Here is a 21,207-nt window from a genome sequence, read left to right as displayed (position 1 = left end):
GACTGGGGAAAAAGAGGATCAACACGTGAAATTCGGTGTTCCTAAGGAAGTGTTCGAGGGCGAGGCGCGTGTCGCGTTGACGCCTGAGAGTGCCAAGCAACTGCAAAAGCTTGGCTATGACTGCGCAATCGAAGCCGGGGCGGGTGCCGCCGCCGGGTTCTCGGACAAGGTCTATGCAGAGGCCGGTGTCGAGGTGATCGAGGGGGCGAAAGCGCTCTGGGATGCCTGTGACATCGTCGCCAAGGTGCGTCAGCCGGACGAGACCGAGATGGGCTATCTGCGCGAAGGCCAGACGCTCATTTCGTTCTTCAACCCGGGCGGCAATGCCGAGGGCATGGAAAAGGCGAAAGAGACGGGTGCGAACGTCATCGCCATGGAAATGGTGCCGCGGATTTCGCGCGCGCAGAAGATGGACGCGCTGTCGTCGATGGCGAACATCGCGGGCTATCGCGCCGTGATCGAGGCGGGCAACAACTTCGGCCGGTTCTTCACCGGTCAGGTGACTGCCGCCGGCAAGGTGCCGCCCGCCAAGGTGCTGATCGTCGGCGCCGGTGTGGCCGGTCTTGCCGCCATCGGGACCTCGACCTCGCTGGGCGCGATCACCTATGCGTTCGACGTCCGGCCGGAAGTGGCCGAACAGGTCGAATCCATGGGCGCCGAATTCGTCTATCTGGACTTCAAGGAAGAACAGCAGGACGGCGCGGCCACCGGTGGCTATGCCTCCGTGTCTTCCCCGGAGTTCCGCGAAGCCCAGCTTGCCAAGTTCCGCGAATTGGCCCCCGAGATGGACATCGTGATCACCACGGCCCTCATTCCGAACCGCGAAGCGCCGGAATTGTGGACCGAGGACATGGTGGCCGCGATGAAGCCCGGCTCCGTGATCGTCGATCTTGCGGCGGAAAAAGGCGGCAACTGTAAGCTGACAGTCAAGGATGAGAAAATCGTCACCGAGAATGGCGTGACCATCATCGGCTATACCGATTTCCCGTCCCGTATGGCGACTCAGGCCTCGACGCTTTACGCGACGAACATCCGTCACATGATGACCGACCTGACGCCGGAGAAAGACGGCAAGCTCGTGCACAACATGGAAGACGACGTGATCCGCGGCGCGACCGTGACCTATGATCACGCGATCACCTTCCCGCCGCCGCCGCCGAAAGTGGCTGCGATTGCCGCGAAACCGAAGGAAAAGGTCAAGGAACTGACGCCGGAGGAAAAACGTGCCGCAGAAGTGGCCGCGTTCAAGAAACAGACCCGCAATCAGGTGACGCTGATCGCCGTGGGGGCGATCCTGCTTCTGGGCGTGGGTCTTGTGGCACCTGCCTCCTTCATGCAGCACTTCATCGTCTTCGTGCTCTCGGTCTTCATCGGCTTCCAGGTGATCTGGAACGTGTCGCATTCGCTGCACACGCCCTTGATGGCGGTGACCAACGCGATCTCCTCGATCATCATTCTGGGGGCGCTGATGCAGATCGGCTCCGGCTCCTGGCTTGTGATCCTTCTCGCCGCGCTTTCGGTCTTTATGGCCGGGATCAACATCTTCGGCGGCTTCCTTGTCACGCGGCGCATGCTCGCCATGTTCCAGAAATCGTAAGGGAGAGAGATTATGGACTACGGATTTACCACTGCGGCCTATGTGGTCGCTGCCGTTCTCTTCATTCTCGCGCTCGGCGGTCTCTCGGGACAGGAAAGTGCGAAACGCGCCGTCTGGTACGGCATTGTCGGCATGGCTCTGGCCGTGTTCGCGACCCTGATCGGGCCGGGTGCCGGCCTTTGGGTGCTCTCCGCGATCCTGATCGCGGCGGGGGGCGTCATCGGTTGGTACGTGGCGAAAAAGGTCGAGATGACCGAGATGCCGCAGCTTGTTGCCGCGATGCACTCCCTTGTGGGGCTCGCTGCCGTCTTCGTGGGGTTCAACACCCATATCGAAGCCGCGCGCATCGCCGCGATGACCGCCGATCAAAAGCATCTGCTCGAAGGCTTTGCCGCAGTTGTGGCGCATAAGACGCCGGTGGAGCTGAACATCCTCAAGGTCGAACTGTTCCTTGGCGTGTTCATCGGGGCGGTGACCTTCACCGGCTCCGTGGTGGCCTTTGGCAAGCTTGCGGGCAAGCTGACCTCGAAAGCCACCAAACTGCCGGGAGGTCATGCGCTGAACGCAGGTGCTGCGATCCTCTCCGTCATCCTGCTGCTTCTCTACATGAACGGTGCGGGCGGCTGGACGCTGGTTCTGATGACGCTTCTGGCCTTCTTCATCGGCTACCACCTGATCATGGGCATCGGCGGCGCGGACATGCCGGTCGTGGTCTCCATGCTCAACTCCTACTCGGGCTGGGCCGCGGCGGCGATCGGTTTCTCGCTGGGCAACGATCTTCTGATCGTGGTCGGCGCGCTGGTCGGGTCTTCGGGTGCGATCCTGTCTTACATCATGTGTAAGGCGATGAACCGCAGCTTCATCTCGGTCATTCTGGGCGGCTTCGGCGGCACCACGGGTCCGGCGATGGAGGTCGAGGGCGAACAGGTCGCGATCGACGTCGACGGCGTGGCGGCGGCTCTGAACGAGGCCGACAGCATCATCATCGTGCCGGGCTACGGCATGGCGGTGGCGCAGGCGCAGCAGAACGTGGCCGAACTGACCCGCAAGCTGCGGGCGCAGGGCAAGAACGTCCGCTTCGCCATTCACCCGGTGGCGGGTCGTCTTCCGGGGCACATGAACGTACTTCTGGCCGAGGCGAAAGTGCCCTACGACATCGTGCTTGAGATGGACGAGATCAACGAGGACTTCCCGGACACCGACGTGGTGATCGTGATCGGCTCGAACGACATCGTGAACCCGGCGGCACAGGAAGATCCGAACTCCCCCATCGCGGGAATGCCGGTTCTCGAAGTGTGGAAGGCGAAACAGGTTTTCGTGTCGAAACGCGGTCAGGGCACCGGCTACTCGGGCATCGAGAACCCGCTGTTCTACAAGGACAACACGCGGATGTATTACGGCGATGCGAAACACTCCATCGGCGAGTTGCTTCCGAAGATCGACTGATCGGGACAGACAGAAGACAGAGAGGGCGGCCCAAGGGTCGCCCTTTTTCTTTTGAGTATTTGGGGCACAAAGGAAACGCACAGCGCGGTTGCGGCAATGCGTAGGGGAAAGCGCTTGAGCTGGAGTATGCTCCAGCCCCTAGGCTCTGTTTTGACCTTGAATGCATGAGGGCAAGATGAAGATTTCTGCGGTCTCGAAGGCCACCGGGCTGAGCATTGATACGCTCAGGTTCTATGAGAAGATCGGTCTGATCGACCCGCCGCCGCGCGACGGGGCGGGGCGGCGCGATTACCCGGAGGAGGTGATCGGATGGATCGCCTTTCTCGGCCAACTGAACGCCACCGGCATGCCGCAGGCGGAGCGGGTACGTTACGCCGAACGCAGACGGCAGGGGGCGGCGACCTATACGGCGCGGCGCGAGATGTTGGCGGCGCATCGCGAGGTGGTCCGCGCAAAGCTGGCGCTGATGCAGGACACGCTTGCCCTCATGGATCGCAAGGTCGCGATTTACGAACAGCTTGAAGCAGAGGAAAGCACCGATGTCTGACGCATTGCAAAAGGGCCGCGAGGTCATCAAGACACTGAACCCCGATCTGGAGACCATCCTGTCGGAGCGCTACGACGGGATCGTGCCCGACATGGCGGAAACGCTGATCGAATGGGCTTACGGGCGGCAATATGCCCGCGAAGGGGTGGATTTGAAGACCCGCCAGTTGTGCACGGTGGCCGCCCTGACCGCCTTGGGCGGCGGCACCGCGCCGCAGCTCAAGATCAACATCGAACACGCCATGGCGGCGGGGGCGAGCGAGGTGGAGATCGCGGAAGTGATCTGGCAAATGGCGCTTTATGCCGGGATGCCCGCCGCGATCAACGGGCTGAACGCGGCGCAGGAGGTGTTTGCCGCCTGAGACTAAAAGGGCTTGCGGCGGGGCTTTTCATCCGCGCCGCAAGTTGCCATGCTCGGGCCAAAGGAGCCCCCAGCATGAAACATACGACCCCCGAAGAGATTGCCGCGGATACCGCGTTCATCGAGAAGATGACCGCGATCCGGCGCGATATTCACGCCCATCCGGAGACCTCTTTCGAAGAGGTGCGGACTTCCGCGATTGTGGCGGAGTTTCTCGAAGGGCTGGGGATCGAGGTGCATCGGGGGCTTGGCAAGACCGGCGTCGTGGGGACGCTCAAGGGCAAGCGTCCGGGGCAAAAGGCGATTGCGCTCAGGGCCGATATGGACGCGCTCCATATCACCGAGGACACGGGCGTGCCTCACAGTTCGCAAGTGCCGGGCAAGATGCATGCCTGTGGCCATGACGGGCATACGACCATGCTTTTGGCCGCTGCGGAAAAACTCGCCGCCGACCCGGATTTCGCGGGCACGGTGCGCTTCGTGTTTCAGCCGGCCGAAGAGGGCGGCGGTGGGGCCAATGAGATGATCAAGGACGGCTTGTTCGAGCTGTTTCCGACCGATGCGATCTACGGGGGCCACAACGGGCCGATGGACCCGCTGGGGCGGATGACCACGCGGGTCGGGCCCTACACGTCGGCCTGCGACGATTGGGAGGTGACGTTCGAGGGCACTGGGGGGCATGGCGCTTCGCCGCACAAAGGGACGGACCCGACCGTGGCGGCGGGGCAGTTCATGGCTGCTGTCGGCAATATTGTCTCGCGCAAGGTGGACCTGACGGATTGGGCGGTGATCTCCATCGGTCATGTCGCGGGGGGAGAACGGCAAAGTCCGAATATCATCCCGGCGAAGGTGCTTGTGGCTGGCACGGCGCGGAGCTACCGCCCCGAGGTGCGTGAGGCGCTGATGACGGAACTCACGCGGTTGGCCGAGGGATGTGCCATGGCCAATAATGTGACGGCGAAGGTGGAGATCGACCGGGGCTATCCTCCGCTTGTGAACAGCGCGGACGAGGTGGCGGTGGCCGGGCGTGCCCATACGGCGGGGGCCGGGGTGGCACTGACCGACACCAAAGCCTCCGCGATCGGGGCCAGCGAGGATTTCGCCTATTATCTGGAAAAGATTCCCGGCGCTTACGTGTCGATCGGCAATGGCGACGGACCAGGGGCGGCTTTTGTCCATACGCCGAAATTCGATTTCAACGACGATCTCATTCCCATCGGTGTGGCCTTCTGGATGAATGTCGTGGCCGAGGAACTTGGATGAGATCGGCTGCGGTATACCATCGCATCCATATAAGTGACTGATAAGGAATGAATTTTTAATTTGCCTCGGGTGGGGCGGGCAGGCTATAGGCGAGAGACATAATATTTCTCAGAGACTGCCATGGCCCCTTTGCAAGATCACCCGCGCCGCTATGAACTGGCCAATGAACTGCACGCCCGTCCTTTCCCCGAAGTGACGACCAATGCGCGTGCCGCCTATCTGGCGATCCGGGCTGCGGGCGATGCGGCGCGGCGGGATCGGGATCTCGACCGGGCGCATTTGCTGGCGCTTCTGGATCGCTACGGGGCGGCGCATCCGGCGCCGGGGGCGACGCATTACATCGGGCCGCTGGGCAAATATCGTCTGAAATGGGAAAGCCACACGGAATTCGTGACCTACACGATTTTCGCCGAGGGGGTGGCAGAGCGGGCCTTTGACAAGAACACCTTCGATCTTTTCCCGGAAGACTGGCTCGATGCCGCGCCGGGGCAGCGGATCACCTCGGCGTTGATCCGGGTCGAAACGGTGGAAGAGGATCAGGCCATTGTCGAGCGGGTCAACGCGTGGTTCGAGCGCGAAAGCCTGGCCGTCGCCCGCGTCCTTGACGGGGCGATGGTGGTTGCGGGGGATTTCCGCATCGACGAGGCGGGGCATATGCGCTTTGCCATTTTCCCGGTCGGGGATTGCGGACAACGCCGGATCGGACGGGTGCTGCAGCGGCTTTGCGAGATCGAGACCTACAAGGCGATGTCGATGCTGGGTCTGGTGCAGGCGCGCAAAGTGGTGCGGGAACTGGCGGACATCGAAAAGGAACTTGCGGAGCTGATGGCGACGCTGACCTCCAAGGGCGATGTGCCCGCCGAGGAGATGCTTGAGGATATTCTCGGGCTGTCGACCCGGATCGAGGGCATCGTGACGCGCACCAATTTCCGCTTTGGCGCGACCGGGGCCTATGAGGCGATCGTCAACCAGAGGATCGAAGTGCTGCGCGAGAGCCGCTTCCAAGCGCGTCAATTGTTCAGCGAATTCATGATGCGGCGGTACGATCCGGCGATGCGCACGGTGGCGGCGGCGAAGACGCAGCTTGAGAACCTTGCCGAACGGACGGCGCGGGCGGCGAACCTGCTCAGAACCAAGGTGGATGTGAGCCGTCAGGCGCAGAACCAGAAATTGCTGGCAAGCATGGACAAGCGTGCCGATCTTCAGCTCCGCCTGCAAGAGACGGTGGAGGGGCTGTCGGTGGTGGCGATCAGCTATTATGCGGTGAGCCTTGCGGGCTATCTGATCTATCCGGTGCTCGAACCGCTGGGGCTGTCCAAGGAGCTGGCGCTGGCGCTGCTCACGCCGCTGGTTGTCCTTGCGGTCTGGCTTGGCCTGCGGCGGATAAAGAAGCATCATCTCGGATGAGCCGGGCGGCGAGCGTGCCGCCCAGAGCGATGGACACGAGGGCCAGCGTTGCGGCCAGCGACAGGCTCGGTACACCGGCAAGACCTGCGCCGACGGTGCAACCGCCCGCGAGCACACCGCCCACGCCCATGAGCGCGGCACCTGCCATGTAACGCCCGGTTTGACGGGGGCTCTCGAAACTCTGCCAGCGGAAGCGGTCAGACAACAGCGACGAGGCGAGAGCCCCCAGAATGACACCGCCGATGAGGCCGGTGCCAAACCCTGCGGGAATGGAGGAGGCCGCGACGGACCAGAACAGGGTCTCGGCTGCGGGCGAGGTGAAGGACAGGCTCTCCATCGCGATTGGATCGAAATCGTCGAACAGGACGAAGCCGGTGCCGACCCATGCGGCGGGGACCAGAAGGCCGATCAGCGCGCCGAGGATCAGATCGCGCCCGGAGGCGGCATATTTCCATGCGACAAGGGCGGCGGTGCCGGCGATCAGGGCCGTCCAGAGGAGGGCCGGGCCGGGGAGGGCGGCGTTGCCAAGGGATAGCGTGACGCTGCCGAACGCGGTGCGGAGAGGGGCCAGAACGCCTTTGAGCGTCGCATGCGCCACCACGGCGAAGACCACGAGCACGAGCGCCGCGCGGAGGTTGCCGGAGCCGGAAAGCACGGTAAGGCGGGAGACACAGCCGCGAGTCAGGACCATGCCCGCGCCGAACATCTGACCGCCGGTGAGGACGGCAAGCCAGGGCAGATCGGGGGCGAGGAAGCGGTGATCGGCAAAGGAGATCAGCCCCTTGGCCACGGCGATTTGGGTGCCGATCACGGCGGTCGCGAGGGCGGCGAGCCAGACGCCTGCGGCGGCGCCACGCTCAGAGCGCGGACCGGCGACGGCGCGGCGGAAACAGAAGCGCGAGACCTCGGCCAGCGCGCCGAAGAGCACACCGATTATAAGGCCAAGGATCACCGAGGCCTGACGCGGGGAGAGGTCAATTCCGAGGGACTCATACATGTCGCTTCTTTCTGAGAAGTGGAATTTCGTTCTGAATAGGATGCAGATGAGGCAGAATGCAATCTTTTGAAGGCGGGTAAATAGGCCGTCTGATGGAAGAATATTCTTCGATGGCGGGCGCGCTTGGAACTCTGTCGAGGGAGAGGCGCAGGATGGGCAAACAAAGGAAAACGCGCCGGGGGAGCGGCGCGTTTGTTGTTTTTATTTTGCGGTGTGGCGTATCGGCGTTGATTACCGACCGCGAATGCGCGGGTCCAAGGCGTCGCGTAGCCCGTCGCCGATGTAATTCACGGCGAGAACGGTGAGCGAGATCGCCAGACCCGGCCAGATGACGCGTTCGGGATATTGCTGAATCATGTCCTTGGCATCGAACAGCAGCCGCCCCCAGGTTGGGTAATCCGGCGGGAATCCGAGACCCAGAAAGGAGAGCGCGCTCTCGGTGATGATCGCATTGGCAATGCCCAGAGTGGCGGAAACCATGATCGGGGACATGATGTTCGGTAGGATGTGGCGCAGCACCACGCGGCGCGAGGGCGTGCCGATCGAGCGGGCGGCCAGAACATATTCGCGTTCCTTGAGCGCCAAGACATCGCCGCGCACGATCCGCGCGGTCTGCATCCAGCTTGTGATGCCGATGACGAAGACGATCAGCGCGAAAATCCCGGCCTCAAGCCCAAGTAGCGCCCGCAGCGGATCGCGGAACAGCATGATGATCACCATCAGAAGTGGCAGCAGAGGCAGGGCGAGGAACAGGTCGGTGAGACGCATCAGAAGGCCGTCGAGCCGCTTCCAGTAGCCTGCCAGAACACCGACGAAGGTGCCGAGCACCAGCGACAGGATCATGGCGGTGAGGCCGACGGAGATCGACACCTGTCCGCCCGCCAGCATCCGGGAGAGGATGTCACGCCCGAGCTGGTCGGCGCCGAAAGGATGCGCCAGAGAGGGGCCCTGATTGCGGGCGCGGAAGTCGATATAGGTCGGGTCGACGGTCCACACGAGCGGACCGAGATAGACGGCGGCGACGATGAAGACGAAGAAGATCAGCCCCGCCATGGCGCCCTTGTGGGTCTTGAACTGGTCCCAGACGTCCCACCATTGATTGCGGGGGGCTTTGGGTTTCACGGTGGTGGTCACGGTTGCGTCGGTCATGATCAACCTCCCTTAATCGTAGCGGATGCGCGGATCGAGAATGCCGTAGAGGATGTCCGCGATGAGGTTGAAGAGAACGATGAGCACGGCGAAGATGAAGGTCAGTGTCTGGACCATCGGCGCGTCGGAGGCGTAGATCGCGGTGATCAGCATCTGGCCGAGGCCGTTCACCTGAAACACCTGCTCGGTGATGATCGCGCCGCCGAAGATGGACGGCACGCCGAGCGCGATCACGGTGACCACCGGGATCATCGAATTGCGCAGCACATGCAGCAGGACGACGACTTTCTCTGACATGCCCTTGGCGCGGGCGGTGCGGACGTAATCCTGATTGAGGTTGTCGAGCATGGAGGCGCGCATGAAGCGGCTGACCTGCGCGGCATTATAGAGCGTGAGGACGAAGACCGGCATGGCCATCTGTTTGATCTGGAAGAGGAAAGAGGGCCAGTCGGTGACCTTGTGGGTGGTGTCGTAGATCGAGGGGAACCAGCCCAGCGTGACGGAGAAGATCACGATCAGAAGCACACCGGAGAAGAAGGTGGGGATGGAGAAGCCGATCATCGACACGAAGGTGCCGAGTTGGTCGAACCAGGAATATTGCCGATAGGCGGAGACGATCCCGATCGGCACGGCGATGAGCGTGGCGAAGACATAGGAGAGGCCCACGACCCAAAGCGTCTGCGGCATGCGTTCGGCGACGACACTCATCACAGGCGAGCGGGACTGGAAGGAGATGATGCGCTGTTTGCCCTCGGAAAAATCCGTGCCGAAGATGTGGTCCCAGGCGACCTGCGGCTCGACGATGAAGAACTGGTAGAGCCAGTTCAGGAAGCGGATATGCACCGGTTCGCCAAGCCCCAGCGCCTCGCGCATGCGCTCCTTGACCTCAGGCGGCACGGTGAGGGGGATGGAGGCCATCGGATCGCCGGGGGCGAGATCCAAGAGCAGGAAGATCACCAGAGAGATGAACAGAAGCGTCGGGATGGCGAGAAGTAAACGACGGATCGTGTAGTGGAGCATGGGCGACGCCTCGGTTCAGGTCTTTGTCGTGTCGGAAAGAAGGGCGCCCCGCCACGCGGGGAGGGGAGCCCGAAGAGAGATCACTCTTTGATGCGATACCAGTCGGCGGCATTCCAGAGTTCGGAATCCCATGCGTTGATTTCGACCCCGCCCAACGTATTGGAGGCGGCGGAGACACGACCGCGATAGACCAGCGGGATGACCGCATAGTCCTGCATCAGCATGTCGTTCATGGCTTTCGCCAGCTCGGCACGTTTGGTCAGATCGCCGGTCTTGGCCATTTCGGCCACGAGGGCGTCATATTCCTCGGTGCAATAGCGCGGCATGTTGTTGCCCTGCCATTGGGTTTCCGGGCGCGGCGCCTGTTTGCATTCCCAGTTGGCCATATAGGCTTCCGGGTCGGTGCCGTCGAAGTTGTTGGCGTACATTTCCACGTCCGCAAAGAACTTCTGGAAGGTGTCCGGGGAACCCGCGTCGCCACCGAAGAACACGGAGCTGTCGATGTTGCGCAGTTCGACTTCGACGCCGATCTCGTTCCACCATTGCTTGATGATCGCCTGGAAATCCTGACGCACGGCGTTGGTCGAGCTTTGGAACAGCAGCGACAGTTTCTTGCCGTCCTTCTCGCGGATGCCGTCGGAGCCCATGATCCAGCCATCGGCTTCGAGCAGTGCCTTCGCGCCTTCGATGTCCTGCACCATGCAGGCGTCATTGGCGGTGGAGGCGTAGATCGCGGGGGCCGGCAGCACGTTGCAGGTCACCTTGCCCGCCGCACCGTAGCCGATTTCCACCAGAAGCTCGCGGTCGATCGCCATGGACAGCGCCTGACGCACGGCTTTGTCCGACAGGATCGGGTGCGGATGCGCCGCGGTGGCGCGCTCGTCACCGAGTGCCGGATCGGGATCGGTGTAGTTCACCATGATGCGCTCGACGAGGGTGCCGAAGGCGGAGACGAGCTTGCCCTTGCCCTTGCTTTCCATGTCGGCCAGCACTTCGGGGGAGAGTTGCAGGTTCCAGGCGTAATCGAATTCGCCGGTCTCGAGCACGGAACGCCCCGCCGCCGCCGCATCGCCGCCGCCCTTGACGGTCGCGGTCGCGAAGGCCGGTTTGTTCGGGTCGCGGTAGTTCGGGTTGGCGGACATGGAAACCACGTCGTTGGTCTTGAATTCGTCCACCACGAAGGGGCCGGTGCCGATCGGTGCAAAGTTCTGATCGGTGCAGGACGCCATGGCTTCACCGGTACAGTCGGCGAATTGCGCCTTCTGGATGATCGGGGCCTGGTTGCCGACGAAGGGCCCGTAGGGGAAGGGCTTGGGCACGCTGAAATGCACGATCACGGTCAGATCGTCGACGATTTCCACGTCGGCGACATCATTGTATTTCTCGGACTGGGAACAGCCACCGCCCTCGGAGGTGCAGTATTCCCAGGTAAAGCGCACATCCTCGGAGGTCAGAGGCTTGCCATCGGACCAGAGCAGGCCGGGCTTGAGTTTCCAGGTGACATTCATCAGATCCTCGGAGACACCACCGTTTTCCACGGTCGGCACGGTTTCGGCGAGGAAGGGCACCATATTGCCCTCGGCATCGTAACGCGCCAGCGGTTCGAGCACGAGGGAACCGACTTCGAGCTCCTTGGTGCCGCCCGACAGATAGGGGTTCATGGTCGAGGGCGCTTGCCAGTAGATGATGTTCACATGGCCGTCGGCGCCACGTTCCGCGAACGCGGCCGGGGCCATGGCGAGCCCGGTGACGGCCCCCAGAACGGTGCCCTTCAGGGCAGTCTTGATCTTCATTGTAACCTCTCCTTGTTGGATGCTCTTGGCCTCGAAACCGGCGCCTTAGGCGGCGCTCTCTTCGGTGTCCTTGTACAGGTGGCAGGCCACCTGATGACCGGGGGCGATCTCCTGACCCAGCGGGTCGATCTCGCGGCAGATCTCCATGACCTGCGGGCAGCGGGTGCAGAAATTGCAGCCCTTCGGCGGGTTCGACGGCGAAGGAACGTCGCCCTCAAGCAGAATGCGCTCCACCTTTTCCTCAAGCCAGGGATCGGGCTCGGGCACGGCGGACAGAAGCGCCTGCGTATAGGGATGTTTCGGATCGGCGAACAGCGTCTCGCGGCTGGCCAGTTCGACGATCCGCCCGAGATACATGACGGCCACACGGTCCGCGATATGGCGCACCATCGACAGGTCGTGGGAGATGAACAGGTAGGTCAGGCCGAATTCTTCCTGCAAATCCTCCAGCAGGTTCACCACCTGCGCCTGAATCGACACATCGAGTGCCGCGATCGGTTCGTCGCAGACGATGAATTTCGGATTGAGCGCCAGCGCCCGGGCGATGCCGATCCTCTGGCGCTGACCGCCGGAGAATTCATGCGGATAGCGGTTGGCGAAATCGCGGTTCAGCCCCACGGCATCCATCAGGGACAGCACCTTTTCGCGCTTCTCTGCCTTGCCGAGTTTGGTGTGTTCGTCCAGAGGCTCGCCGATGATCGCCGCCACCGACATGCGCGGATTGAGCGAGGCCTGCGGGTCCTGAAACACCATCTGCATGGTCGGGCGCATCTTGCGCAACTCGGGCTGCGGCGTTGCGCCGATCTCATGGCCGTCGATTTTGATCGACCCTTCGGTGATGTCGTAGAGCCGCAGGATCGCGCGCCCGGCGGTGGATTTGCCACAGCCGCTCTCGCCCACAAGCCCGAGCGTCTCGCCCTCGTAAATGTCGAAGCCGATGCCATCGACGGCCTTGACCTCGCCCACGCGCTTTTTCAACACGCCGGCATGGATCGGGAAATGCATTTTCAGATCCCGGACCTCGACCAGAATCTTGTCTGATTTTGTGTCATCCAGCATGGATCGCTCCCTCGGTGACGGAGGTGGCCTGCACGGAGGCCCGTGGCGCGCCGCTCTCGAAATCGTAGAAGCAGGCGGCGTCATGGCCGGGGCTGATGTCAAAGCGCGGCGGATTTTCCGCAAGACAGCGTTCGAAGGCAAAGGGGCAGCGCGCGGCAAAGGAACAGCTCGACGGTTCCGCGCGCAGGATCGGGGGTTGGCCCTCGATCACCTCAAGCCGCTCCGCTCGCTCGCCGCGCACCGAGGGCACGGTTTTCAGGAGCGCGCGGGTGTAAGGATGGCGCGGATGTTTGAACAGCTCGCGCACGGGGGCGTGTTCGACGATCTGCCCGCCATACATCACCAGAACCCTATCCGCGATCCCGGCGATCACGCCCAGATCGTGGGTGATCCAGATCACCGCCATGCCGAGCTTGGCGCGCAGCTCATGCATCAGCTCAAGAATTTGCGCCTGAATGGTCACGTCGAGCGCCGTGGTCGGTTCGTCCGCGATCAGCACTTCCGGGTCACAGGCCAGCGCGATGGCGATCATCACCCGTTGCCGCATGCCACCGGAAAACTGGTGCGGGTAATCGCTCAGGCGGCGCTCGGCGTCCGGAATGCCGACCAGTTCCAGAAGCTCCTTGGCCCGAACCCGGGCCTGCGCCTTGGACATGTTCATATGTTTGCGCAGCGGTTCCATGATCTGGTAGCCGACCGTGAACACAGGATTGAGCGAGGTCATCGGGTCCTGAAACACAAAGCCGATGCGCGCACCGCGAATGGCGCGCAGCTCGGTCTCGGAGGCTTGCAAAAGGTCGATGCCGCCAAAATCTATGCCTCCCCCTGAGACCTCAGCGGGGGGCGAGGGGATCAGGCCGATCAGCGACATCATGGTCACGGACTTGCCGGAGCCGGATTCGCCGACAACGCCCAATAATTCACCGGGGTTGAGCGAAAAGGAAACGGAATTGACGGCATGAACGGACCCTGACCGCGTTTTGAAAACGGTTTTCAGGTCCCGGACATTGAGTACGGGTGTGGCCCCATCGGCCATGCGGTGACCCCCAAGCTGTTGGTTTTATTTTTTATTATATTTCCGCCCCGGTTTGTCCGAAGTCGGTACGATCAAAACGGTATCACCTCTTTTCGAGGGCGCAAGGGGCAAGGTGCCCGAATGTGCAAGTTTTTTTACCAATGGATAAATTGTAAGGCACATCTGCTTGACCTCTGTGCAAAGCGCGATCACGCTTGGGGCCAGCCCCGCGATATGGGGCGCGATCAGGGGGGTGTGCCAAAACGCACCTTGCCTCGTTTGCGCCCAAGGCGTCGGGTGACGAGAGCCAGAGATCTGGTACTTATGACGACCACCCTCATCCCACTCCGCCGGAGACCGACATGCCGATCAAGAACCGCCTCGCCGAATTGCTGCCCGAAATCACCGCATGGCGACGAGACATCCACGAGAATCCCGAACTGCAATTCGATCTGCCGCGCACCTCGAAGAAAGTGGCGGATCTGCTGCGCGAATTCGGCTGTGACGAGGTGGTCGAAGGCATGGCACAAACCGGCGTCGTGGGCGTGATCAAGGGCAAGACGGACAGCAAAGGCCGAACCGTGGGTCTGCGGGCCGATATGGATGCGCTGCCGATCCTCGAGGAGACCGGGGCCGAATATGCGTCGAAAACCCCGGGTGTGATGCATGCCTGTGGCCATGACGGGCACACGGCGATGCTTTTGGGTGCGGCAAAATACCTTTGCGAAACCCGGAATTTCGACGGTACGGCCGTGGTCATTTTCCAGCCTGCCGAAGAGGGTGGCGGCGGTGGCCGGGTGATGTGCGAAGAGGGGTTGATGGAGCGGTTCGGCATCGACGAGGTTTATGGCATGCACAACTGGCCGAACCTGCCGGCTGGGACCTTCGCGATCCGTCCGGGGCCGTTCTTTGCCGCCGCCGACGAGTTCGAGATCTATGTGAAGGGCAAGGGCGGGCATGCCGCGAAACCGCATGAGACAGTGGACAGCACGGTGACGGCGGCGCATCTGGTGATTGCGCTCCAGACCATCGCCTCGCGCAATGTGGACCCGACGAAACAGGTGGTGGTCTCCGTCTGCACCGTCGAGTCGTCGTCCAAGGCGCATAACGTTCTGCCCGCGCAGGTTATGCTGAAAGGCACGGTGCGGACACTGGACGGTGAAGTGCGCAAGCAGGCGGAGGATCGTCTGAAAGAGATTTGTGCCGGTGTCGGTGCCACTTACGGGGCGGATGTGGTGGTCGATTATCACCTCGGTTATCCGGTCATGGTGAACCACGATCGGGAAACCGAATATGCCATCGAGGCGGCGACCAAGGTGGCGGGCGGCTGTGAGGAATATCCGCTGGTGATGGGCGGTGAGGATTTTGCCTATATGCTCGAGGAACGTCCGGGCGCCTATATCATCGTCGGCAACGGTCCGGGCGCGCCGGTGCACCATCCGAAATACATGTTCAACGACGAGGCGCTGCCTGCGGGTTGTTCGTGGTACGCGGAAATGGTGGAAAGCCGTCTGCCTGCGGCGTGATCTGAGTATTTGGATCAGCAAAGGAAACAGGCGCTCCCGGTTGGGGGCGCCTTTCGTTTCTTTTGTCTGAAAATATCCCGGGGGTGAGCCGCAGGCGAGGGGGCAGAGCCCCTTAAATTCGGCCTGAGAGGGCGCGCCTTACCCGCCCGTGTGCGACATATGTCGCGACACCTGACCGTCGGGCTTTTGTCGCGAATAGTCGAAATCATGGCCTTCGGGTTTGCGGGCAATCGCGGCCTCGATGGCGCGGATCAGCGGCGCGTCGTCTTCGGGATGAGCGCGCATGATGTCGCGCAGCGAGGCGTTGTCTTCCTGCCCTAAACACATGAACAGATCGCCGGTGCAGGTCATCCGCACACGGTTGCAGCTTTCGCAGAAATTATGGGTCAGCGGCGTGATGAAGCCGATCTTCTGTCCGGTCTCGTTGAGCCGCACATAGCGCGCTGGGCCTCCGGTGCGCTCGGCCAGATCGGTGAGCGTGTAGCGGGTCGCCAGATCGGCGCGCAGATCGTCGAGCGACCAATATTGCCCGACGCGGTCCTCATTGCCCAGGTCGCCCATCGGCATGACCTCGATGAAGGTCAGGTCCATATCCTCGCGGGCGCACCACTCCGTCAGGGCGAACAACTCGTCCTCGTTGAAGCCCTTGAGGGCGACCGTGTTGATCTTGACCCGGAGGCCAGCATTGCGCGCGGCGTTGATGCCGCTCAGCACCTGCTCCAGGCGGCCCCAGCGTGTCACGCGTTGGAATTTTGCCGCATCCAGGGTGTCGAGCGAGACATTGATCCGGCGCACGCCGGCGGCATAGAGATCGGAGGCAAAACGGTCGAGTTGCGAGCCGTTGGTGGTGACCGTCAGCTCCTTCAGAGCGCCGCTGTCGAGGTGTCGCGACATGGCGTCAAAGAACGTCATGATCCCGCGCCGCACGAGGGGTTCGCCGCCGGTGATCCGCAGTTTCTCGACGCCGAGTCCGATGAAGGTGGAACACATGCGGTCCAACTCTTCGAGCGTCAGCAATTCCTTTTTCGGCAGAAATGTCATGTGCTCCGCCATGCAATAGACACAGCGGAAATCGCAACGATCCGTCACAGACACCCGAAGATAGGTAATCGCACGGGCAAACGGGTCGATGAGGCGGGGTGCATTGGACATGACGGGTAATCTAGGGCGCATAGGCAGGGCTGCCAAGCGATTCAGTCGCTGGTCGTGCGGGACTGGACGACGCGCCGGACCATGCCCGCACGTTTGCGGTCATGTTTGCCGAGGCTCTTGAGCCAACTGTCGGCCATGCGCGAGACGTCCTTGTCCGGGTCCTGAAGTGCATAGGTCAGCCAATATAGCACATCGTCGATGGCGCCGAGCTCTTCCTCTGTCGGATGCGCCAGCTTCGCGAGGGGCAAGGACAGGCCGAGGGCCGCGCGACGGTCGAGCGCACGCTCTGATTTGGCCAGATCATGGACGGTGCCCATCCGCGTGAGATCGGTGACGATCCGACGCGCGCCGGCCCCCGCAAGCGCATCCAGCTCGGCCCAGCTCTCGGCCTCTGAAATCCAGGCGCAAATCTGATCCCAGATGGCGGCATCTTCGGCAATCCGGGCCTGGGTGAGCAGTTTCGCGGCCATCAGGCGGGCTTCGAAGACCGGTTGGCCCCAAAGTGCGCGCGCCAGTTCGAGCCGCTCGGGGAAGGGCGTGTCCTGCCGCCAGGTCCGGGCCAAATCCTCGAGCGTCTGAGGCGGGACGCCCAAGGCGTCCGACGTGCCGGAACGGCTGTTGAGGACCGATGCCTTGTCGGGGTCGGCGGACAGACGCAGGGTTTCCATGGCCATTTCTGCGGTGATCGACATTTTTTTGCCCTTATGTTGTCGTAACGCTACCTCAGCCAAAATCACAAGTGAGCCACAGGAACAATGAAAAACCTCGTCAAGCTTCTGCTGACCGCCTCCGCTTTCGCCTATGCACTGCCCGTCGTGACCTCCGATTTTACGGGGCTGAACACCGCAGAGGCGCGCAGTGCCAATGCCAATGGTGGAAATTCCGGAAACGGTGGGAACTCCGGCAATTCGGGCAATCGCGGCAACTCCTCGAACGCTGGCAATGCCGGGGGGAATTCGGCCAATGCGGCTGCGGCCGGCACGCGCGGCAATTCCGCCAACGCCGGGAATCCGGGAGGCAAACCGCTTGCTGCGGCGCTTAAGTCGTTGAATTCGCTCGGGCGCAACCCGAATGGTATCATGAATTCTTCCGATCCGAAAATGGCGCCGATCAAGGATTTCCTGGGTGCGGTTGCGGCCTATGACGACGCACAGGGCGCCGCAGAAGCGGCTGGATCGGCCTATGCCGACAGTTATGACGATCTGGCGGCCTCTGCGGCGGCGCTGGGCCTGTCCTCCGATCCGGCTGGTTGGGCGTCGGAAATCGACCAGTTGAGCGCCGATCTGGCGGCGAATCCGGTGGCGGAAGGCGAGCCGGGGTATCAGGACTATCTCGATCAGCTCGCGGCTGTCGAAAAGGCCAAGGCCGAGTTGGATCAGGCGCTGGCGGACAAGGCCGTCCTCGATGCGGCGGTCGACGATCTGGCGGAGGCCGAAGCGGCTGTCTCGGACGATGCTCTGGTCGATGCGATCGTGTCTGCGGCCAATGCCACGGGCAATGCTCCGATCACCGCGGATGACGTCACGCCCGAGATGCTCGACTACGCCAAGGCGAAACTCGGCGTCTGATCGCCGCTCTCAGGCACTTTCTATGGAATCCACGTCGAAACCGCCCCGAACGGGGCGGTTTCTTTATAGGGTCATTCCACCGTCACGGATTTCGCCAGGTTGCGCGGCTGGTCCACATCCGTGCCCTTGGCGACCGCCGTGTGATAGGCGATGAGCTGGGCCGGGACGGCGTAGAGGATCGGGGCGAACAGGTCCGGGACTTCGGGCATCTGCACCGTCTGCCAGACGCCTTCGGAGGCGACGTCCAGCCCTTTGCGGTCGGAGACCAGAAGCACCTTGCCGCCGCGCGCCATGACCTCCTGCATGTTCGATACGGTCTTGTCGAACAGCGCGTCATGCGGCGCGAAGACGATCACCGGCGTGTGGCTGTCGATGAGGGCGATGGGGCCGTGTTTCAACTCGCCGGACGCATAGCCTTCGGCATGTATGTAACTGATTTCCTTGAGTTTCAACGCGCCTTCGAGGGCCAGAGGATACATCGCGCCACGCCCCAGGAACAACACGTCGCGGGCTTCGGAGAGGTCGTTCGAGACGATGTTCAGCGCCTCGTCGAGATCGAGCGCACGGGTGAGAAGCCCGGGCAGGAGGCGCAGAGTTTCCATGTGTTTCGCAAGTTCCGCTTCGCTCATGTGCCCGCGATCACGGGCCGCCTTGAGCGCAAGGGTCGCGAGCACGAGAAGCTGGCAGGTGAAGGCCTTGGTCGAGGCCACGCCGACTTCGACGCCCGCGAGGATCGGCAGGGCAATGTCGCTTTCGCGCGCGATGGAGGAGGTCGGCACGTTCACCACGGCGATGGTTTTCGCCACCTTTTCATCGCAATAGCGCAGGGCGGCCAGTGTGTCGGCGGTCTCGCCGGACTGGCTGACGAAGATCGCGTAGCTGTCAGTCGGCAGCGGCGGTTCGCGGTAACGGAACTCCGAGGCGACGTCGATTTCGACTGGCAGGCGGGCGAGGCTCTCGAACCAGTATTTCGCCACGGAGCAGGCGTAGAAAGCCGTGCCACAGGCCACGAGCGTGAGACGCGAAATGTTCGAAAAGTCCAACTCCGACGGCAGATTCAGCCCGTCTGTGGTAAGATAATGTCGCAAAGCATCAGCAAGAACCACAGGCTGTTCGGCGATTTCCTTGGCCATGAAATGCTTGTAGCCGCCTTTTTCCACCTGAGTAGCGCCGAGGTCGATGCGTTGCTCGTCGCGGTTCGCGCGCCGTCCCTCGGCGTCGAAAATCTCCGCACCTGCGCGGGTGATGAAGGCATAATCGCCTTGTTCCAGATAGGTGATGCGGTCGGTCATTGGCGCCAGCGCAATGGCGTCAGAACCCGCGAACATTTCGCCTTTGCCATGGCCGATCGCGAGCGGCGCACCTTTGCGCGCGGCGATGATCAGATCGTCCTCACCATCGAAGAGCCACAACAGGGCAAAGGCCCCGTCGAGCTTTTTGAGCGTCGCCACGGCGGCTTCGCGGGGGGGGAGCCCCCGATCCATATACATATGCGTCATCAGCGCCACGGTTTCGGAATCGGTCTGGGTGACCGGATGGATGCCCGCCTCGGCCAGTTCGGCGCGCAATTCGCGGTAGTTCTCGATGATGCCGTTGTGCACCACGGCGACGGGGCCGGAGCGATGCGGGTGGGCATTGCCGGTGGTCGCCGCGCCATGGGTCGCCCAGCGGATGTGACCGATCCCGGTCTTGCCGGCCAGCGGTTCATGCACCAGAAGATCGGACAGGTTGACGAGCTTGCCGACCGCACGGCGCCGGTCGAGCTTGCCCTGCACGACCGTGGCGATCCCGGCACTGTCATAACCGCGGTATTCCAGCTTTTTCAGCGACTCGACAAGGATCGGAGCCGCTTCATGATTTCCCAAAATCCCGACAATACCACACATTTTACTGCCCTTTTTGCTTCTTAGCTTTGAGAGACTTTAACTTTTCGAACATCCGCACGGCGAGCATGGGTTTGTTTACCTGTTTCGCGCGACCTATGGCCAAGGCCCCTGCCTCGACATTGGAGGTGATCACCGACCCGCTCGCGGTCATCGCCTCGTCGCCCACGGTCACCGGTGCGACGAGCATGGTGTTCGATCCGATGAAGGCGTTGCGGCCCACCACGGTGCGATGTTTGAACACGCCGTCATAATTGCAGGTGATCGTGCCCGCGCCCACGTTGGTGCCGTCGCCGATGTCTGCATCGCCGATGTAGGTGAGGTGGTTCACCTTGGTGCCTTCGCCGATCAGGGCGTTTTTCACCTCGACGAAATTGCCGATATGGGCGTTATTCGCCAGCTCCGCTCCGGGGCGCAGACGGGCAAACGGGCCGACGGTCGCGCCCATCGAGACGTGACAGCCTTCGAAATGGGAAAACGCCCTGAGACGCGCGCCGGATTCGACGGTGACGCCGGGGCCGAAGATGACGTTGGGCTCCACCACCGTGTCGCGCCCGATATAGGTGTCGAGCGAGAAGAACACGGTTTCAGGGGCCAGCAGCGTGACGCCATTGTCGAGCGCTTCCGCCCGCTTGGCGGATTGAAAAATCGCTTCGGCGCGGGCGAGTTCCGTGCGGGTATTCACACCCAAAGTCTCGGATTCGTCACAGGCCACGGCGGTTGCCGTGCGCCCGGTTTTCCATGCGATTTCAACGATGTCCGGGAGGTAGTATTCTCCGGCGGCATTATCGTTGCCGACCTGATCCAGCAGATCAAAGAGCACGGATGCATCGGCGGCGATAAGACCGGAGTTGCAGAAGGTGATCGCGCGCTGGGCCTCGGTGGCGTCTTTGTATTCGACGATGCGGGTGAGCCGGTCGCCCTCCATCACCAGACGCCCGTAGCGCGCCGGATCGGCGGCTTCGAACCCCAGAACCACCACATCGGCGGATTTGCGGGCCTCGGCCATGCGCAGGATCGTGTCTTCGGAAATGAACGGTGTGTCGCCGTACAACACGATGGCATCGCCTTCGAAGGCCGCAAGCGCGTCTTTCGCCTGTAAAACCGCATGCGCCGTGCCGAGTTGTTCTTCCTGGCGGGCGATGACGATGTTCTCGTCGATCATGGCCGCTTCCGCCGCCACGAGATCGCCGCCATGGCCGACGACGAGCACGGTGCGCTGCGGTTCCAAAGCGCTGCCCGAGGCCAGCGCATGGGCGAACATGGGGGCGTTGCCGATCGGGTGCAGCACCTTGGGCAGGTCGGAATTCATCCGTGTGCCTTGCCCGGCGGCCAAGAGAATGAGGGCTGTTGCCATGGTTTTCGTCCCGATCTGCTCTTTTCTTTGTCTCCTTGCCGTTTTACCCATGACGCGGAGCGCCGCAA

General features: G+C 62.3%; 18 protein-coding genes. 8 read left to right on the top strand and 10 right to left on the bottom strand.

Annotated elements, in window-relative coordinates; all coding sequences use genetic code 11:
- The first annotated feature begins 25 nt into the window (after positions 1-25).
- From NH195_RS05250 to NH195_RS05225, 6 genes are all read left to right on the top strand, one after another.
- The gene (locus tag NH195_RS05250) at positions 26-1,597 is read left to right on the top strand and encodes a Re/Si-specific NAD(P)(+) transhydrogenase subunit alpha (protein WP_066704183.1); all 1,572 of its coding nucleotides are present in this window, start codon (positions 26-28) and stop codon (positions 1,595-1,597) included.
- A 12-nt stretch (positions 1,598-1,609) separates the two neighbouring features.
- Entirely contained in the window at positions 1,610-3,043 is a 1,434-nt protein-coding gene (locus NH195_RS05245; RefSeq protein WP_066704182.1) for an NAD(P)(+) transhydrogenase (Re/Si-specific) subunit beta, read from the top strand.
- A 175-nt stretch (positions 3,044-3,218) separates the two neighbouring features.
- Complete coding sequence (locus NH195_RS05240; protein WP_066704179.1) at positions 3,219-3,590, top strand: MerR family transcriptional regulator; 372 nt, start codon at positions 3,219-3,221, stop codon at positions 3,588-3,590.
- Positions 3,583-3,951: a carboxymuconolactone decarboxylase family protein gene (locus NH195_RS05235; RefSeq protein WP_066704177.1), complete on the top strand. Its 369-nt coding sequence runs from the start codon at positions 3,583-3,585 to the stop codon at positions 3,949-3,951. The genes NH195_RS05240 and NH195_RS05235 overlap by 8 nt, the downstream gene beginning before the upstream one ends.
- A gap of 74 nt (positions 3,952-4,025) precedes the next feature.
- On the top strand, positions 4,026-5,213 hold the full coding sequence (locus NH195_RS05230) for an amidohydrolase (RefSeq protein WP_066704172.1): 1,188 nt from the start codon (positions 4,026-4,028) through the stop codon (positions 5,211-5,213).
- Between the two features lie 120 nt (positions 5,214-5,333).
- Positions 5,334-6,620 carry a DUF3422 family protein gene (locus NH195_RS05225; RefSeq protein ID WP_066704169.1) on the top strand — a complete coding sequence of 429 codons (1,287 nt, stop codon included), beginning with the start codon at positions 5,334-5,336 and terminating at the stop codon, positions 6,618-6,620.
- Here the strand turns inward: NH195_RS05225 and NH195_RS05220 are convergent.
- From NH195_RS05220 to NH195_RS05195, 6 genes are all read right to left on the bottom strand, one after another.
- Complete coding sequence (locus tag NH195_RS05220) at positions 6,553-7,617, bottom strand: YeeE/YedE family protein (RefSeq protein ID WP_066704168.1); 1,065 nt, start codon at positions 7,615-7,617, stop codon at positions 6,553-6,555. The genes NH195_RS05225 and NH195_RS05220 overlap by 68 nt on opposite strands.
- A 231-nt stretch (positions 7,618-7,848) precedes the next feature.
- Positions 7,849-8,766 (bottom strand): ABC transporter permease, encoded by a 918-nt coding sequence (locus NH195_RS05215; RefSeq protein WP_066704167.1) that lies wholly within the window; start codon positions 8,764-8,766, stop codon positions 7,849-7,851.
- Positions 8,767-8,778: 12 nt separating this feature from the next.
- Positions 8,779-9,786, bottom strand: a complete 1,008-nt coding sequence (locus NH195_RS05210; RefSeq protein WP_066704164.1) for an ABC transporter permease — start codon at positions 9,784-9,786, stop codon at positions 8,779-8,781.
- A gap of 80 nt (positions 9,787-9,866) precedes the next feature.
- Positions 9,867-11,579, bottom strand: a complete 1,713-nt coding sequence (locus NH195_RS05205; protein ID WP_066704161.1) for a peptide ABC transporter substrate-binding protein — start codon at positions 11,577-11,579, stop codon at positions 9,867-9,869.
- Positions 11,580-11,624: 45 nt separating this feature from the next.
- Entirely contained in the window at positions 11,625-12,638 is a 1,014-nt protein-coding gene (locus NH195_RS05200) for an ABC transporter ATP-binding protein (protein WP_066704159.1), read from the bottom strand.
- Positions 12,628-13,674 (bottom strand): ABC transporter ATP-binding protein, encoded by a 1,047-nt coding sequence (locus NH195_RS05195; protein WP_066704157.1) that lies wholly within the window; start codon positions 13,672-13,674, stop codon positions 12,628-12,630. Before NH195_RS05195 ends, NH195_RS05200 begins: the two co-directional genes overlap by 11 nt.
- A 341-nt stretch (positions 13,675-14,015) precedes the next feature.
- Between NH195_RS05195 and NH195_RS05190 the strand changes: the two genes are divergently transcribed.
- Positions 14,016-15,179, top strand: coding sequence for a M20 aminoacylase family protein (locus NH195_RS05190; protein WP_066704146.1), 1,164 nt, complete (start codon positions 14,016-14,018; stop codon positions 15,177-15,179).
- 138 nt (positions 15,180-15,317) lie between these two features.
- Here NH195_RS05190 and moaA read toward each other — a convergent pair whose 3' ends face one another.
- Positions 15,318-16,331 carry a GTP 3',8-cyclase MoaA gene (gene moaA, locus NH195_RS05185; RefSeq protein WP_066704143.1) on the bottom strand — a complete coding sequence of 338 codons (1,014 nt, stop codon included), beginning with the start codon at positions 16,329-16,331 and terminating at the stop codon, positions 15,318-15,320.
- A gap of 41 nt (positions 16,332-16,372) precedes the next feature.
- Positions 16,373-17,023, bottom strand: coding sequence for a DNA alkylation repair protein (locus NH195_RS05180; RefSeq protein ID WP_066704140.1), 651 nt, complete (start codon positions 17,021-17,023; stop codon positions 16,373-16,375).
- Positions 17,024-17,086: 63 nt separating this feature from the next.
- Here NH195_RS05180 and NH195_RS05175 point away from each other — a divergent pair, with 63 nt between their 5' ends.
- Positions 17,087-17,899, top strand: coding sequence for a hypothetical protein (locus tag NH195_RS05175; RefSeq protein ID WP_066704138.1), 813 nt, complete (start codon positions 17,087-17,089; stop codon positions 17,897-17,899).
- 71 nt (positions 17,900-17,970) lie between these two features.
- On the opposite strand, the gene glmS is transcribed toward NH195_RS05175, so the two are convergent.
- Both glmS and glmU read right to left on the bottom strand, forming a co-directional pair.
- Positions 17,971-19,785 carry a glutamine--fructose-6-phosphate transaminase (isomerizing) gene (glmS, locus tag NH195_RS05170; RefSeq protein WP_066704132.1) on the bottom strand — a complete coding sequence of 605 codons (1,815 nt, stop codon included), beginning with the start codon at positions 19,783-19,785 and terminating at the stop codon, positions 17,971-17,973.
- 1 nt (position 19,786) lies between these two features.
- On the bottom strand, positions 19,787-21,139 hold the full coding sequence (gene glmU, locus NH195_RS05165) for a bifunctional UDP-N-acetylglucosamine diphosphorylase/glucosamine-1-phosphate N-acetyltransferase GlmU (protein WP_066704129.1): 1,353 nt from the start codon (positions 21,137-21,139) through the stop codon (positions 19,787-19,789).
- Positions 21,140-21,207 lie beyond the last annotated feature (68 nt).

Origin of the sequence: Celeribacter ethanolicus, from assembly GCF_001550095.1 — a bacterium.
In the GTDB taxonomy this organism is placed as follows: Bacteria; Pseudomonadota; Alphaproteobacteria; order Rhodobacterales; family Rhodobacteraceae; genus Celeribacter; species Celeribacter ethanolicus.
This window is presented reverse-complemented; position numbering and strand designations above follow the sequence as displayed.